This window comes from Mesorhizobium sp. B2-4-12, from assembly GCF_006441575.1.
Taxonomy (GTDB): Bacteria; Pseudomonadota; Alphaproteobacteria; order Rhizobiales; family Rhizobiaceae; genus Mesorhizobium.
Map to the genome: position 1 here is coordinate 1 of NZ_VFVC01000051.1, position 15,062 is coordinate 15,062.

The 15,062-nt window shown below is 63.5% G+C and carries 18 protein-coding genes; 2 read left to right on the forward strand and 16 right to left on the reverse strand.

Annotated features, from left to right (window positions below; genetic code table 11):
- Positions 1-247: 247 nt before the first annotated feature.
- The 6 genes from FJ934_RS23785 to FJ934_RS28790 all read right to left on the reverse strand — a co-directional run bounded on the left by FJ934_RS23785 (position 248) and on the right by FJ934_RS28790 (position 4,552).
- Positions 248-1,027, reverse strand: a complete 780-nt coding sequence (locus tag FJ934_RS23785) for a succinate dehydrogenase iron-sulfur subunit (protein WP_140612875.1) — start codon at positions 1,025-1,027, stop codon at positions 248-250.
- Positions 1,027-1,464: a DUF3052 family protein gene (locus tag FJ934_RS23790; RefSeq protein WP_140612913.1), complete on the reverse strand. Its 438-nt coding sequence runs from the start codon at positions 1,462-1,464 to the stop codon at positions 1,027-1,029. Before FJ934_RS23790 ends, FJ934_RS23785 begins: the two co-directional genes overlap by 1 nt.
- Positions 1,465-1,466: 2 nt before the next feature.
- A complete protein-coding gene (gene sdhA, locus FJ934_RS23795) occupies positions 1,467-3,302 on the reverse strand; it encodes a succinate dehydrogenase flavoprotein subunit (protein WP_140612876.1) in 1,836 nt (611 codons plus the stop codon).
- A gap of 1 nt (position 3,303) precedes the next feature.
- On the reverse strand, positions 3,304-3,699 hold the full coding sequence (gene sdhD / locus FJ934_RS23800; RefSeq protein ID WP_140612877.1) for a succinate dehydrogenase, hydrophobic membrane anchor protein: 396 nt from the start codon (positions 3,697-3,699) through the stop codon (positions 3,304-3,306).
- A 2-nt stretch (positions 3,700-3,701) separates the two neighbouring features.
- Positions 3,702-4,121 carry a succinate dehydrogenase, cytochrome b556 subunit gene (sdhC, locus tag FJ934_RS23805; RefSeq protein ID WP_140612878.1) on the reverse strand — a complete coding sequence of 140 codons (420 nt, stop codon included), beginning with the start codon at positions 4,119-4,121 and terminating at the stop codon, positions 3,702-3,704.
- A gap of 239 nt (positions 4,122-4,360) precedes the next feature.
- Positions 4,361-4,552: a hypothetical protein gene (locus FJ934_RS28790; protein ID WP_348640945.1), complete on the reverse strand. Its 192-nt coding sequence runs from the start codon at positions 4,550-4,552 to the stop codon at positions 4,361-4,363.
- Positions 4,553-5,145: 593 nt separating this feature from the next.
- On the opposite strand from FJ934_RS28790, the gene FJ934_RS23815 reads away from it, so the two are divergent.
- A complete protein-coding gene (locus tag FJ934_RS23815; RefSeq protein ID WP_140612879.1) occupies positions 5,146-5,499 on the forward strand; it encodes a hypothetical protein in 354 nt (117 codons plus the stop codon).
- Between the two features lie 57 nt (positions 5,500-5,556).
- Here FJ934_RS23815 and FJ934_RS23820 read toward each other — a convergent pair whose 3' ends face one another.
- Positions 5,557-6,762 carry a GGDEF domain-containing protein gene (locus tag FJ934_RS23820; protein ID WP_140612880.1) on the reverse strand — a complete coding sequence of 402 codons (1,206 nt, stop codon included), beginning with the start codon at positions 6,760-6,762 and terminating at the stop codon, positions 5,557-5,559.
- A 76-nt stretch (positions 6,763-6,838) separates the two neighbouring features.
- Positions 6,839-8,035 carry a GGDEF domain-containing protein gene (locus tag FJ934_RS23825; RefSeq protein ID WP_140612881.1) on the reverse strand — a complete coding sequence of 399 codons (1,197 nt, stop codon included), beginning with the start codon at positions 8,033-8,035 and terminating at the stop codon, positions 6,839-6,841.
- A 149-nt stretch (positions 8,036-8,184) separates the two neighbouring features.
- Between FJ934_RS23825 and FJ934_RS23830 the strand changes: the two genes are divergently transcribed.
- The gene (locus FJ934_RS23830; RefSeq protein WP_140612882.1) at positions 8,185-8,502 is read left to right on the forward strand and encodes a hypothetical protein; all 318 of its coding nucleotides are present in this window, start codon (positions 8,185-8,187) and stop codon (positions 8,500-8,502) included.
- A 36-nt stretch (positions 8,503-8,538) separates the two neighbouring features.
- Here FJ934_RS23830 and leuC read toward each other — a convergent pair whose 3' ends face one another.
- The 8 genes from leuC to rplS all read right to left on the reverse strand — a co-directional run bounded on the left by leuC (position 8,539) and on the right by rplS (position 14,835).
- Positions 8,539-9,948, reverse strand: coding sequence for a 3-isopropylmalate dehydratase large subunit (leuC, locus tag FJ934_RS23835; protein WP_140612883.1), 1,410 nt, complete (start codon positions 9,946-9,948; stop codon positions 8,539-8,541).
- A gap of 70 nt (positions 9,949-10,018) precedes the next feature.
- A complete protein-coding gene (locus FJ934_RS23840) occupies positions 10,019-10,171 on the reverse strand; it encodes a hypothetical protein (RefSeq protein WP_181165747.1) in 153 nt (50 codons plus the stop codon).
- A gap of 269 nt (positions 10,172-10,440) precedes the next feature.
- Complete coding sequence (locus tag FJ934_RS23850; RefSeq protein WP_140612884.1) at positions 10,441-11,076, reverse strand: class I SAM-dependent methyltransferase; 636 nt, start codon at positions 11,074-11,076, stop codon at positions 10,441-10,443.
- A 101-nt stretch (positions 11,077-11,177) separates the two neighbouring features.
- On the reverse strand, positions 11,178-11,984 hold the full coding sequence (locus tag FJ934_RS23855; protein ID WP_140612885.1) for an amino acid ABC transporter permease: 807 nt from the start codon (positions 11,982-11,984) through the stop codon (positions 11,178-11,180).
- Between the two features lie 201 nt (positions 11,985-12,185).
- Positions 12,186-12,983 (reverse strand): transporter substrate-binding domain-containing protein, encoded by a 798-nt coding sequence (locus FJ934_RS23865; protein WP_140612886.1) that lies wholly within the window; start codon positions 12,981-12,983, stop codon positions 12,186-12,188.
- Positions 12,984-13,185: 202 nt separating this feature from the next.
- Positions 13,186-13,728, reverse strand: coding sequence for a MarR family winged helix-turn-helix transcriptional regulator (locus FJ934_RS23870; RefSeq protein ID WP_140612887.1), 543 nt, complete (start codon positions 13,726-13,728; stop codon positions 13,186-13,188).
- Entirely contained in the window at positions 13,725-14,138 is a 414-nt protein-coding gene (locus FJ934_RS23875) for an organic hydroperoxide resistance protein (protein ID WP_140612888.1), read from the reverse strand. The genes FJ934_RS23870 and FJ934_RS23875 overlap by 4 nt, the downstream gene beginning before the upstream one ends.
- Positions 14,139-14,295: 157 nt before the next feature.
- Positions 14,296-14,835, reverse strand: coding sequence for a 50S ribosomal protein L19 (rplS, locus tag FJ934_RS23880; RefSeq protein WP_137930413.1), 540 nt, complete (start codon positions 14,833-14,835; stop codon positions 14,296-14,298).
- Between the last annotated feature and the right edge of the window lie 227 nt (positions 14,836-15,062).

Below are 15,062 nucleotides of genomic sequence, written 5' to 3' on the forward strand. Positions count from 1 at the left end.
AGATCGGTCATTGGGTTGCTATCCTTGCTAAGGTCGGAGGGACAGCGCCCCCCTCTGTCCTGCCGGACATCTCCCCCACAAGGGGGGAGATCGGCAGCTTTTGCGCCGCTCGATCATTTTGCGGCCGTCGAAGATTAGCGAAAGCCGCAATGACGGCAATCTCCCCCTTGCGGGGGAGATGTCCGGCAGGACAGAGGGGGCGCGAAGGAACGCTGCCTTCGAAATTCCCGCTAACAAATCCGCGAGCCTAAACCCGTCTCTCCACCATCATCTTCTTGATTTCGGCAATCGCCTTGGCCGGGTTTAGGCCTTTCGGGCAGGTCTGCGCGCAGTTCATGATGGTGTGGCAGCGATAGAGCCGGAACGGATCCTCCAGATTGTCGAGCCGCTCGCCCTTGGCCTCGTCGCGGCTGTCGATCAGCCAGCGATAGGCCTGCAGCAAGGTCGCGGGGCCCAGATAGCGGTCGCCGTTCCACCAGTAACTCGGGCAGGAGGTCGAGCAGCAGGCGCACAGGATACATTCGTAGAACCCGTCGAGCTTCTCGCGGTCCTCATGGCTCTGCAGCCATTCCTTGGCCGGCGTCGGCGACACCGTCTTCAGCCACGGTTCGATCGAGGCATGCTGGGCGTAGAAATTGGTGAGGTCAGGCACCAAATCCTTCACCACCTGCATATGCGGCAGCGGATAGATTTTCACGGCGCCGGAAATGTCCTCGGTGCCCTTGGTGCACGCCAGCGTGTTGGAGCCGTCGATATTCATGGCGCAGGAGCCGCAAATGCCTTCGCGGCAGGAGCGGCGCAAGGTCAGCGTCGGATCGATCTTGTTCTTGATCCAGAGCAGCGCGTCGAGCACCATCGGCCCGCAATCGTCCATGTCGACGAAATAGGTGTCGATGCGCGGATTCTCGTCATCGTCCGGCGACCAGCGGTAGATGCGGTATTCCCTGAGATTGGTGGCGCCTTCCGGCTTCGGCCAGGTCTTACCCTGCTGGATCTTCGAATTCTTGGGGAGCGTCAGTTCGACCATTACCTCAGGTCCTTTCGGATGACGAGCTTCAGCCCGGACCAGATTTCGTTCACGGCGGCGACCTTGACGTCGACGAGGTCGAGTTTCAGCGCCTCGGCGCGGACAACGGCCTCGGTGACGTTGGTCGGCACTTTCGAGGCCTTCTTCGGCCAGGAGACCCAGACCATGCCGTCGCGCTTGATCGCCGTTTCGAGTGCGCCGAGGCGATCCTCGATCTCGGCGCGTTGCTTGGTGAAGGCATGGACGGCATCGTATCTCTGGTGAATGCCCGAGATACCGGACCAGTCGGCCAGCCGGTCGACCGAAGCGAAATTCGCCGCCTCGGCGAGTTCGTCGAGTTCGGGCGGCAGCGCGATGAAGGCAGCGATCATGCCGTCCTTCAGGCCGAGCTTGGCCGGAAGAGGCGTGCCGGAATACCCCGTGGCCGCCAACGCCATCATCAATACACCCTGGCCTTCGGCGCGATCTTGGCGAGGCTGATGCCGCCGTCCTTTTCGGCCAGCAGCGGCTCGGTATGCACCGGGCGGTAGCTGAGCGTCACCGTGCCGTCTTCGCTTAGGTGCGCCAGCGTGTGCTTGCGCCAGTTGGCATCGTCGCGCGCGGAAAAGTCCTCACGCGCATGGGCGCCACGGCTCTCCTTGCGCGCCTCGGCGCTGTAGACCGTGGTGATGGCGTTGGCCATCAGGTTCTCCAGTTCCAGCGTCTCGACCAGGTCGGAGTTCCAGATCATCGAGCGGTCGAACACCTTGATGTCCTTGAGCTCGCCCCAGATTTCCGAAATGCGCTTGCAACCATTTTCGAGCGATTCCTGCGTGCGGAACACGGCTGCGTCTTCCTGCATCGCCTTCTGCATCTTCTCGCGCAGCACCGCCGTCGGCGTCGAGCCGTTGGCGTGGCGCAGTTTGTCGAAGCGTTCCATGATCTTTTCGACCGAGGCTTCATTGGGCGAAGGGATGGCCGACTTGCGGTCGATGACCTGGCCGGCGCGGATCGCCGCCGCACGGCCGAACACCACCAGATCGATCAGCGAGTTCGAGCCCAGTCGGTTGGCACCGTGCACGGAGGCGCAGCCGGCCTCGCCGACCGCCATCAGACCGGGCGACACCTGGTCGGGGTTGAAGGCGGTCGGGTTCAGCACCTCGCCCCAGTAATTGGTCGGCACGCCGCCCATATTGTAGTGCACCGTCGGCAGCACCGGGATCGGCTCCTTGGTCAGGTCGACGCCGGCAAAGATCTTGGCCGATTCCGAAATGCCGGGCAGCCGCTCATGCAGCACCGCCGGATCGAGATGGTCGAGATGCAGGAAGATGTGGTCCTTCTTCTTGCCGACGCCCCGGCCCTCGCGGATCTCCAGCGTCATGCAGCGCGAGACAACGTCGCGCGAGGCCAGGTCCTTGGCCGACGGCGCGTAGCGCTCCATGAAGCGCTCGCCCTCGGAATTGACGAGATAGCCGCCCTCGCCGCGCGCGCCTTCGGTGATCAGGCAGCCGGCGCCATAGATGCCGGTCGGGTGGAACTGCACGAATTCCATGTCCTGCAAGGGGAAGCCGGCGCGCGCCGCCATGCCGCCGCCGTCGCCGGTGCAGGTGTGCGCGGAGGTTGCCGAGAAATAGGCGCGGCCATAGCCGCCCGTCGCCAGCACCACCATCTTGGCCGAGAAGCGGTGGATGGTGCCGTCATCGAGGTTCCAGGCGACGACGCCGGTGCAGGTGCCGTCCGGCTCCATGATCAGGTCGAGGGCGAAATACTCGATGAAGAACTGCGCGTTGTGCTTCAGCGACTGGCCGTAGAGCGTATGCAGGATGGCGTGGCCGGTGCGGTCGGCGGCGGCGCAAGTGCGCTGCACCGGCGGTCCTTCGCCGTAATTCATCATGTGGCCGCCGAACGGCCGCTGGTAGATCTTGCCCTCTTCGGTGCGCGAGAACGGCACGCCGTAATGCTCGAGTTCGTAGACCGCGGCCGGTGCTTCGCGCACCAGATATTCCATGGCGTCGACATCGCCCAGCCAGTCCGAGCCCTTGACGGTATCGTACATGTGCCACTGCCAGGAATCGGGCCCCATATTGGAGAGCGAGGCGGCAATGCCGCCTTGCGCGGCCACCGTGTGCGAGCGGGTCGGGAACACCTTGGTGATGCAGGCGGTACGCAGGCCTTGCTCGGCCATGCCGAGCGTGGCGCGCAGGCCCGCCCCGCCGGCGCCGACGACCACCACGTCGAATTTGTGGTCGACAAAGCTATAGCCTGCCGTGTTGGCTGATTTCGCGTCCTTGGCCAACTCAGCCTCCGAATGCCAGTTTGAGCAGGGCGAAGAGCGAGGCGACGCCGACCGCTACGGTGAAAAACGTGTTGAGGGCGATCAGCGCCAGCTTCATGCCTTCGCCATGGACATAATCCTCGATGATCACCTGCATGCCGATCCGCATATGGTAAAGCGGAGAGATCAGCACCAGGGCCAGCAGCAGCGCCACGAATGGATTGGCGAGTGCCGCGCGCACCTCGGCGTAACCGGCGCCGTTGAGCGCGATCAGGAAGCCGACGAAGAACAGGATCAGCGGGATATTGGCGATGGCGGTCAGCCGCTGGCGCCAGAAATGTCCGGTACCTTCGTGGGCGGAACCCAAGCCGCGGACCTTCGCCAGCGGCGTGCGCATGTCGATGTTGTTGCCGCTCATGATCAGGCCCCCCGCACCGTGTAGCCGACGATCCAGATCAGCAGCGTGAGCAGGATCGAGCCGGCGAGCGTCGCCCAGGCGATCCTGGAAGCCGTATGCTTTTCAAGACCGGCGCCGGTGTCCCAGACCAGGTGGCGCACACCGCCCAGCATGTGATGCATCAATGCCCAGGTGTAGCCGAAAAGGATGAGCCGGCCGAGCCACGTGCCGAACGCCCAATTGATCCAGTCGAATGCGCCCTGCGAGGTTGCCGCCGCCATCAGCCAGGCAGCGACCAGCAGGGTGCCGAAATAGAGCGCGCTACCGGTGATGCGATGGATGATCGACATCGTCATGGTGATCGGCGGCCGGTACACGCTCAGGTGCGGCGAAAGCGGCCGTTCACGTCTGATATTCGCGCGGGTGGCTGGTGATCTGCTCATGGCTCCCCCAGTTCGACGTCTCTGGAGCCTCAGGTGGAAATGCGGCAATGCCGCTTCCGGTTGCGACTTCGGACAGCCGGTTTCTAATGCTCTTTTTGCACCGCGTCAAAGCCAGAAAACCGTTTCGAAAACGTAATTTAGTCTGATTAAATGGGCCGATCAGGCTTCAATCGATTAACGCGCTATTTCGAAGCCGGCGCAGCGTCGTTGCACTGCAGCATGTCGCGATTCGGGAGGGCTTATCGCTTGCAGGTTTGCGGTGTCGACCCCTTCTTCATGACCAGCGCCTCGCGTCCGTCGATCACGATTGCGTCATGCGTCGCCGCCTGGTAGCGGCTGGTCTGGTTGGCGGGTGAGGCCGCAAACTCCTCGGTCATGCCATCCGGCCCTACCGCGCGAACCGACGTGCCGAGACTCTGGATCGTGATCATATCACCGTTGCCGCATTTATAGGTGGCCGTGCCGGTGCCGATCGCGGCACGGTAAGGTCAGTGGTGATCTTGGTTGCGGGTGCCGCGGTTGCCGGCGGCGAGGGCACCGCGGGCGCGGTGGACTGCTGAGCCAGAGCGGGCGAGACCGCGTGCGATGCCGCCTGCGGCGCACCATCTTGCGGCACACAACCTGCGGCAGCGAGAAGCAGCGGGATAATGATCACCCGAACCGTGTGGCCAAAGGTCATGCGCTGCCCCTTTCGTGCGCCGCACGCTAGAGCAATTCCAGGAAAAGTGTGAGCGGTTTTCCGCCCGGAATGGCGTCAAAACAAAGAGATATGGCATTTCGCCGTCTCCGTGAAACGGTGAAATGCTCTAGCCACGCGGCGCTGCAAGATCAGCTTCATCTGGAGCCAGCAGGTCGGAGCAGGCAAGCGGATTGATGCCTGCGTCCCATCCCGTGAAAATTAACCATATTCGTCAAGATCTGCCGCCGAAGGCCATCCGCCCCTTAACAAAGATTAAGAAAGAGTTAATTTCTCGGACGAAGTCCGGGCCGAGGCCGAAGGTCGCGCCGGTGAACGGAGGACAAAATGCGTTCGAATTCAGTGCTGGCTTGCCTCGCCGCGATTGCGGCCATGGCCGGCGGCTTCGCCGCGCCGGCATGCGCCGGACAGCATCAGGACCGTGTTTATGCCGATTCCTTCGGCAATCTCGTCATCGACAGCGCCGCCGGCTATAAGCGCATCATCGTCGGCGAGGGCAAGCTGGCCAAGAAACTGTCGGCCTACACCAGCGCCGGCCAGCCGAAGGTGATCTATCAGAACGAAGCCGACGAGATTACGGGCTACGGCGATTGCTACCGGCCGCCGGTGTTCGTGAAGGGCCGCAGCTACATGTACGGGCTTTCCGACGGCGAGATGCCGCAGCTCAGCCGCTGCCGATAGTCTGGAGTAATTCCAAGAGACGCTTTTCCGTCTGGGATTGCGTCAGGCCACAAAGAGTTAGAAGTGGCTTGCTTCGGTGCCGGCTGACGAAGGGACGCCGACTGGCCCGGCGGAGACGCGCACGCAGTCCCGCCCGGCATGCTTCGCCTTATAGAGCGCCGCATCCGCACGCCGCATGAGATCGGCGACGTTCTCGTTCGGATGGAGTTCGGCGACCCCGAAACTCGCGGTGCAGCGACTATCCGCCGGCAGGCCGTCGATGGGCAGCGCGCCGAACGCGCTGCGTGTGCCTTCGGCGAACAGCCGGGCGGCGGCGATGTTGGCCCCGCGGAGCATGATGGCGAATTCCTCCCCGCCGATGCGGCCCGCGACATGGTGGCCGGCGGCGGCCTCGCGCAACAAGCCGGCAAAGGTCTCGATAACCCGGTCGCCGGAGGCGTGGCCGAAACCGTCGTTGATGCTCTTGAAATCATCGAGATCGGCGATGACCACGGCCACCGGCATGCCTTGCCGCGTGGCGCCAAGCACCGCAAGTTCGGCCCGACGCGTGAAGGCGCCGCGGTTGAGCAATCCCGAGAGCGTATCGGTCTCCGATTTTGAAGTCACCTCAGCCAGCACGTCGCGAACCAGGATCGCCAGCATCAGCAGCGCCAGCGCAAGGCCGAAGATGGTGCCGAGCGATTGCGACACCAGGGCGTAGTTGCTTTGCAGATAGGCCTGCGGATCAGCACCCCAGCCGCCGAGCGCATGCGCGATGAACGGCTTGGAGGCAAACTGCATGCCGCTGAGCGCCAGCACGGCCATCAGGATGCGGTCGAGCCGGCCGAACCTCTGCCTTGAAGACCAGACTATACCGAGGCCGACGAACTGCATGGCGGCATAGGGAAGCTGGTAAGCCATCATGCGGGCCAGCGACTGGCGCGGTAGGTCCTGCAAGCAGTAGACCGCGATGGTGGTGGCGAACAGGAAGAACAGCATTGGCCGCCACGGCGGCGCCACGCCATATTTGTGGGCCAGCCCGCCGTTGAAACTTATAGTGGCGCCAAGGAACACGGCAAAGGCGACGGCCACCGGAAGCCGCGCATCGGTGAAGGCGGGGATGCTGAATTCGATGGCGAAATAGGCCATGCCCAGGAGATAGCCGTAGGCAAACCACCGCGCGGGGGCGCGGCCGGCATCTTGAAAGGCGATCGTCATGAAGGCGGCCGCCAGCAGGCCGGCAACCGACAAATTGATCAGCAGGATGAAATTGGCGCCGCTCATTTCTTTTTCGAACCCCCGGCCTCAGCTAACATCGACGGGCGAAAAAGACGTTAACGCGAGGTTGGAGGTTGCGGCGTCAGCCGGTCTTGGAGAGCTCCGGCACGAACGCCGTTTCCGGTCGTTGGTAGGAGAGGCGCACGCTGTCGCGGCCATTCTTCTTGGCCTTGTAGAGCGCCTCGTCGGCGCGGCGCATCAACGGCCCCAGGGCCTCGTCACCAGTGCGGGCCGCCACGCCGAAACTTGCGGTGACCTTGGTGCCGGTTGGAAGCCCGTCGACGCCTCCTGCCGAATAGAGCGTGCGCACCGCTTCGGCGAACATTCGCGCCGCGGCAAGGTCGCTCAACGGCAGGAGCACCGCGAACTCTTCGCCGCCGACGCGGCCGGCGGCTCCGCGCTCGCCGGTGGCGGACCGGAGCTTGGCGGCGAAATCGGCAATCACCCGGTCGCCGGCGGCATGCCCGTGCGCGTCGTTGAGCGCCTTGAAATGATCGAGGTCGGCCAGCACCAGCGCCACCGGAAACTTCGCCGCCGCGCAACGCTGCAACAGGAACTCCGCGCGCTCCTCGAAGCCGCGCCGGTTGAGCAGGCCCGACAGGGGGTCGGTGTGCGTCTCGGCCTTCAGCGCCTTCATCACGTCGAGCGCCGCGGCGGTGAACAGGCAAAGCGCGATCAGCAACGACAACAGCGCATGCGACAGCAGCGCCGTCGTCCAATAGGACGAGCCATAGAATCCGTCATAGGTGGTGAACGGCCCGTGCGCGATGACGACGGCAAGGGTGCGCACGAAGAAATTGAGGCTCGACAGCAGCGACAGCACGAACAGGATTTTCTCTGTCGGGCCGTTGTTGCGAACCGGCCGCAATTCGGCGCCGACCAGAAGGCTGATGCCGCCGAAGGCGAAATTCATCGCCAGGATACGCCAGGTGAGATCCGGCTCAACGAACAGGAACCAGCAGAACGATGCCAGGCCGCCCCCTGCCAGCACGCCGAGCCCCGGATAGGGCACCTTGCGGCCGTAGCGGGCGACGATGGCGCCGGACAGGCAACAGCCGGCGATGATGAAGCAGATGTTGGACACCAGCTTGGTCAGCACCATGCCAATGGGCAAGGTGAAATACTGCAACAGAAAGCCGGGTGCCGAAACACAGTAGCTGAACGCCAGCACAGCAAGATAAGGACGGTGGCGCTGATAGGTCCATAGCACGAGGAAGGCCGCGCCGAGGGCCAGCGCGATCGTCGGATTGAGCAGCGCTATCAGCAGGCCGGTGTCCAAAGGACGGTGACTTCCCCTTGCTTGACGTCGGGGAAGAGCTTAGAGGGCAAGCGCAAACAAGCGGTTAAACTCGGAGTGTCGCCACGATATGTTGCGGGGGAACCCAGCGCTGTCGGCGGCGTTCATGCATTCACCATCAGGAGCAGAGCATGGCCGACACGATCACATTGACCGACCACGATGCAATCCGTTCATGGACTGCCGGGCGCGCCGGCTTTCCGGCAATCGTCGACATATCGCCCGAGGCGGGAACGCAGCCGATGTTGAGGCTGGTCTTCGGCCAGCACGCCTATCAGGATCAGGACCAGCCGGAACGGCCGGTCAATGCCGGTGGCTATGAGCTCGTCGAATGGGACGAGTGGTTCAAGATCTTTGAGGAGCAGCAACTGGCGCTTGTCGTCGCGGCCGACGAACCTGGGCACCGGGAGGAATTCCACGAACTCATCCGGCGCGACGGGAAGGCTTGACCCGGGCCGCGCGGCCCGGGTTCCGCCCGGGCTGGATTATTTCCAGTCGCGGATATCGACAAAGTGGCCGGCGATCGCCGCAGCCGCCGCCATGGCAGGCGACACCAGATGGGTGCGGCCCTTGAACCCCTGCCGGCCCTCGAAATTGCGGTTCGAGGTCGAGGCGCAGCGTTCATGTGGCTTCAGCCGGTCGTCGTTCATGGCCAGGCACATCGAGCAGCCCGGCTCGCGCCAGTCGAAACCGGCGGCGAGGAAGATCTTGTCGAGACCCTCGGCTTCCGCCTGTTCCTTGACCAGGCCGGAGCCCGGCACGATCATGGCGTTGACACGTGGATTGACTTTTCTGCCCTCGACCACCTTGGCAGCGGCGCGCAGATCCTCGATACGGCCATTGGTGCAGGAGCCGATGAAGACGCGATCGAGCGCGATGTCGGTGATCCTGGTTCCCGGCGTCAGCCCCATATAATCGAGCGCGCGGATCTTCGAGGTGCGCTTATTCTCGTCGGTGATCTCCTCCGGATTTGGCACCACGCCCTGGACCGACACCACGTCTTCCGGCGAGGAGCCCCAGGAGACGATCGGCGGCAGTTTCGCCGCGTCGAGCACGATCACCTTGTCGAAATGCGCGCCTTCGTCCGACTGCAGTGTCTTCCAGTATTCGAGCGCCGCGCCCCAGGCCGCGCCCTTCGGCGCGCGCGGCTTGTCCTTGACATAGGCGAAGGTCGTCTCGTCGGGCGCGATCAGGCCGGCGCGGGCACCGCCCTCGATTGACATGTTGCAGATGGTCATGCGGCCTTCCATCGACAGCGAGCGGATCGCCTCGCCGGCATATTCGATGACATAGCCGGTGCCGCCGGCGGTGCCGATCTCGCCGATGATGGCCAGGATGATGTCCTTGGCGGTCACGCCTTCCGGCAGTTGGCCGTCGACGCGCACCAGCATGTTCTTGGCCTTGCGCTGGATCAGCGTCTGCGTCGCCAGCACATGCTCGACCTCCGACGTGCCGATACCGTGCGCTAGCGCGCCGAAGGCACCGTGCGTCGAAGTGTGGCTGTCACCGCAGACGATGGTCATGCCGGGCAAGGTAAAACCCTGCTCCGGGCCGATGATGTGGACGATGCCCTGCCGGATATCGTTCTCGGAATAATACTCGACGCCGAAATCCTTGGCGTTCTTGGCCAGCGCCTCGACCTGGATGCGGCTTTCCTCGTTCTTGATGCCGAACTTGCGCTCGGGCGAGGTCGAGACGTTGTGGTCGACCACGGCTAGCGTCTTTTCCGGATGCCGGACCTTTCTGCCGCTCATGCGCAGGCCTTCGAAGGCCTGCGGGCTGGTCACTTCGTGGACGAGGTGGCGGTCGATGTAGAGCAGGCAGGTGCCGTCGTCCTGGCGGTCGACGACATGGTCGTCGAAAATCTTGTCGTAGAGGGTGCGCGGTGCGCTCATGTGCGTAAATCCGTCGATTTGGAATGAGGAAAGGAGCAGATGCCGCAAGCCTGCGGCCGACCGTCGGGGATCAGCGAAGTCGGCTGGTCAGGGCGCCGGACACGCGCGCGGAGAATCGCGACGGCAGGCGTTTCCTGTCCTGCAGCACGAAACCCTTATAGGCCGGATTGCCAAAAAGCTCTTCCATGGCGGCGTAGATAGCAACGTTTTGCCTTTTCGGCAATTGGTTGATCCGATGACTCAGGCAACCGCTCAGGCTTTGAATTATCCCTCAACCCATCCAGACGTTGGCGCTGCCCCTCACCTGCCTGCCGGCATCCTCTCCCCGTATAGTGACGGGGAGAGGGAAGCTCTCTTCGCTGACTTCGCCAATCGTCTACGTCGCCAGAGAAAGGCGTCGAGGCTGCGGCCAGCCCCTTCTCCCCGTCACTATACGGGGAGAAGTGCCCGGCAGGGCGATGAGGGGCAGCGCGACTCCGCGAATTTGAGACCCTACAGAACCTCGAACACAAACGTCTTCACCAGCGCATCGGGCTCGGCGATGGCATAGCAGCGGAACCACGGGCTTTGCTCGACCAGGCGCCATTTCCTTGCCTGTGTGAGGTCGTCGAACACGGCCTGGAAACCGCCGCTTTCGAAAACCTGGTCGCGCACGGTGAAGATGGCGTGGCCGCCTTTGCGCGTGATGCGCACCAGTTCGTGCAGGCCCGACGCCGGCGCGTGGCTGATGGTGAACACGCCAGTCGAGAAGAGGGCGCGGAAATGGCCATCCGGCCATGGCAGCGGTCCGCCCAGCATCGCCTTTTTCAGCTCGCCATACGCATTGCGGCTGCCGGCGATCTTCAGCATGTCGTCGGACAGGTCGAGCCCGGCAATATCGCCGTAACCCAGCGCCTTCAGCGATGGCCCCGACAGGCCCGTGCCGCAGCCGGCGTCGAGCAGCGGCCCTTCACCCGCCGGCACATGGCGCGCTATCCAGGCGGTGATGAGGAACGGCAGGAGATAGCCAAGCGAAGCGGTCTCGCTGTCATAGGTCGCGGCCCATGCGGCATAGGCTTGCGCCAGCGTTTCCGGCGTGTCGGCTCCATAGACGGAATCCAGCGCCGCATTGGCCTTGTCGACGATCATCGGTCTTGCTTCTCCCGCTTATGCATGTCGCCCAAAAGGGCGTCGCGGTTTTGGGCCAATGACATGCATAAATGCAAGATAACCCTGTCTTTGCCCAAAAACTATTCCTCGTGCTGGCGGCGCAAGCGCCGCTCCAGTGCCCTGAGTGCCAGCGACAGGCCGACGGTCAGGATGAGATAGATGTAGGCGACGATCGAATAGGTCTCGAAGAAGCGGAACGAGCCAGCGGCATAGACCTTGCCCATCTGGGTGATGTCGGCGACGCCGAGCACCGAGACCAGCGAGGAATCCTTGACCAGGGCGACGAAGTCGTTACCCAGCGGCGGCAGGATGGTGCGGATCGCCTGCGGAAACACGACGAGCCGGAAGCGCTGGGAGCGGCTCAGGCCAAGCGCCTTGGCCGCTTCGATCTGGCCCTTTTCGACCGCCTGGATGCCGGCCCGGAAAACCTCGGAGATGAAGGCGGAGTAGCCGATGGTCAGCGCCATGATGGCGCGCCACAACAGCGAGACGTCCCGCACCAGAAGCTCGCCGAGCAGGCCGGCGCTCTGCAGCGGCGCGGTCAGCGTGTTCCAGGCCGCGACAAAGGCCGGCGCGCCGGCGAACGCGATCCAGAACAGGAGCACCAGGATCGGCACGCCACGGATGATCTCGACATAGAAGCGGGCGATCTGCCGCAACCAGGGCGAACCCGACAGGCCCATCAGCGCAATGCCGAGGCCGATCATCGAGGCCAGCGCAAAGGCGACCACCGTGACGAAGACGGTGATGCCGATGCCCTTGGCGACGGTGGCGAAGACCTGGGCGTAGAGATCGCTGGAGGCGATGAACAACGCCGCCGCCAGGGAGAGGACGGCGGCAACCGCCAGCCACCAGGGGAATTCGGGTTTGGAGGAAGAGGGCTGCATCAAAAGGATCGCGCCAAGGCACCCCCCTCTGGCCTGCCGGCCATCTCCCCCTCAAGGGGGGAGATCGAATGTCGCGTTGGCTTTCGCCGATACCCAGCATCATAAAATGAGTGACGAGGCCGCAGCTGCCAATCTCTCCCCTTGAGGGGGAGATGCCCGGCAGGGCAGAGGGGGGCGTTCAAGCGCAAAGTCAGCAGGAAATCACTGACCCATCTTGTAATCAAGGAACCACTTCTTGTTCAGCGCATCGAAAGTGCCATCCGCCTTCAGCGCCGCGATCGCGGCATTGACCGGCTTCACCAGGTCGGAGCCCTTGGGGAAGATGAAGCCGAAATCCTCGCTGCCGAGCGGTCCGCCGATCAGCTTCAGCTTGCCCTCCGAAGCATCGACATAACCCTTGCCCGCCGTGCCGTCGGTGAGCACCACATCGACGTCGCCCGACTTCAATGCCTGCACCGTGGCGCCGAAGGTCTCGAACAGCTTGATGCGCGGGTTCTGCTCATTGCCGTCGAGCACGCTGTAGACGGCGGTGTAGAAGGGCGTGGTGCCCGCCTGCGCGCCGATCAGCCCGTCCTTGAAGGCGCCGAACGTCTTGGCGTCGGTGAAGCGGCTTTCATCGCCGCGCACCAGCATGAACTGCTCCGAGCGCATATAGGGGTCGGAGAAATCGACTTTCTCCTTGCGGTCGTCCTTGATGGTGATGCCGGTCATGCCGATGTTGTACTGGTTGTCGGAAACCGCCTGGATCATCGCGTCCCAGGAGGTGTTCTGGTATTCGACCTTGAAATTCAGCCGCTTGGCGATCTCGTTCATCGCGTCGTACTCCCAGCCGATCTGCTTTCCCGTCTTGGCGTCGATGAATTGCAGCGGCGGATAGGCGTTTTCGGTCACCACCACCACCTTCTTGCCGCCAAGATCGGGCAGCGCCTGGGCAAAAGCGGCGACGGGCGCCAGAACGAGGGCCAACAGGCCGGCCAGCAGCAGTTTCGACTTGATCATGACACACCCCCGGAAATTAAAGCGCCCGGACGTCGGCCGGGCCTGCAGGAAATCCGGCGCCGACTTTAGCTTTCCGCAAGCGCCATGCAAGACGGTCCGCTGCATCAGGACAGGTGAAAACGGATTTGGCTGCCTTCAACCCCAGCTTTCCGCAACGATCCGTGCCCCGGCGGGCGGGTGCGGTGGGCGGCTGCATTGGCGGCTACAATTTTCCCATGTCCGAGATCGAAACTTCCGCGTCCGTCGACCCGTCATCAGCCGTTGCCTTGCGCAAGTCAGCGACAAGACGCGTGAGCGTTGCGTGCAGGGTTTTCAACTCGTCTGGCCCCAGCGGCACGGCGCAGGCAAGTGCCGACAACACGTCCTTCATGCGCGCGCGAAGGGCCTGGCCCTTGGCCGTCGGCTCGACCAGCACCCGGCGCTCGTCGGCGGCATCGCGCCGGCGGGTGACGAGGCCGCCCGCCTCCATCCGCTTGAGCAGCGGCGTCAGCGTTGCTGAGTCCAGGCCCAGCACTCCGCCAAGATCGCCGATCGTGCGCGGCGCGCGCTCCCACAGCGCCAGCATCACCAGATATTGCGGATAGGTCAGGCCAAGCGGCTCGAGCAGCGGGCGGTACATCTTGGTCATCAACCCGCTCGCCGAATAGAGGGCGAAGCAGAGCTGCTGGTCGAGACGCGGAACCGGGATCGCCCCGGCGGCTTCCGCCGGGACATGCTTGGCTCTCGTTTCGATTTTTGTCGTCATGCCGCCTTTACCGAAAGCGCCACATCGACATTGCCCCTGATGGCGTTCGAATAGGGGCAGATCTTGTGCGCCTCCGATACAAGCGCTTCCGCCGCCGCCTGATCAAGGCCTTTCGTTTCAGCCGCGAGCGCGACGCCGAGCTTGAAGCCCTCGCCATTGGGGAGCAGGCTGACGGTGGCGGTCATCGCGGCGTCCTGAAGCGGCAGCTTCTGGTTGCGCGCGACGAAGCGGATGGCGCTTTCGAAGCAGGCGGCGTAGCCGATGGCGAAGAGCTGCTCGGGATTGGTAGCGCCGCCCGGCCCGCCGAGTTCCTTGGGCATGGCCAGATCGACTTTCAGGAGGCCGTCGCTGGTCTCGCCGTGGCCGGCGCGGCCGCCGGTGACGTGAGCCTGTGCCGTGTAGAGTGCCATATTATGTTTCTCCATTTACCTTGTACACTATTATTTAGTACGCAAAATAATATGCCGTCAACACCCGGATCCAGCTTCCGAGAATGGAGGCGTTCACAGATTGGTGAAACGAAAAAAGGCGGCCGAAGCCGCCTTTTGAAAACATCGTCGTCGAAACTTATTCGGCGGGGGTCGCTTCCGCGGCCTTGGCTGCCTCGTCGGCTGCCTTCTTCTCGGCGGCTTCCTTGGCGGCCGTCTCGGCGGCCAGCGCCTGGGCGGCGGCGACCTTCTCGGCCTCGATGCGGGCCTTCTCGGCGTTCAGCGCATCGCGCTCTTCGTCATTGAGCTTGCGGGCGCGCACGCCGGTGTTTTCCGAGATGCGGGCCGACTTGCCGCGGCGATCGCGCAGGTAATAGAGCTTGGCGCGGCGCACCTTGCCGCGACGGACGATCTCGACGCCTTCGACCATCGGCGAGTAGACCGGGAACACGCGCTCGACACCTTCGCCGTAGGAGATCTTGCGGACGGTGAAATTTTCCTGGAAGCCGGCGCCGGAGCGGGCGATGACGACGCCCTCATAGGCCTGGACGCGGGTGCGGGTGCCTTCGGTCACGCGGACCTGGACGCGCACGGTGTCGCCGGGCTGGAATTCGGGAAGCTTGCGCTTGGCTTCGATCTTGGCGGCCTGCTCGGCCTCGAGCTGACGGATGAGATCCATCTTAAAAATCCACTTCTTGTTCTTCCGACAGTCAGAGCGTCCGACACTCGCCTTGCAGTCCCATCGACCGCTCGGCTATGTCCTTTGTCCCTGAGACATTTGTCTCCGAGACCCTCGGACAGGGGCGACTACACCGTCATTGTTGACGGGTCCGGCGGGTTTTCCAGCCAGTACGGGCGGGCACATACAGCTATTTCGGCGCTTTGTCACGCCCCGAACGGTGTATT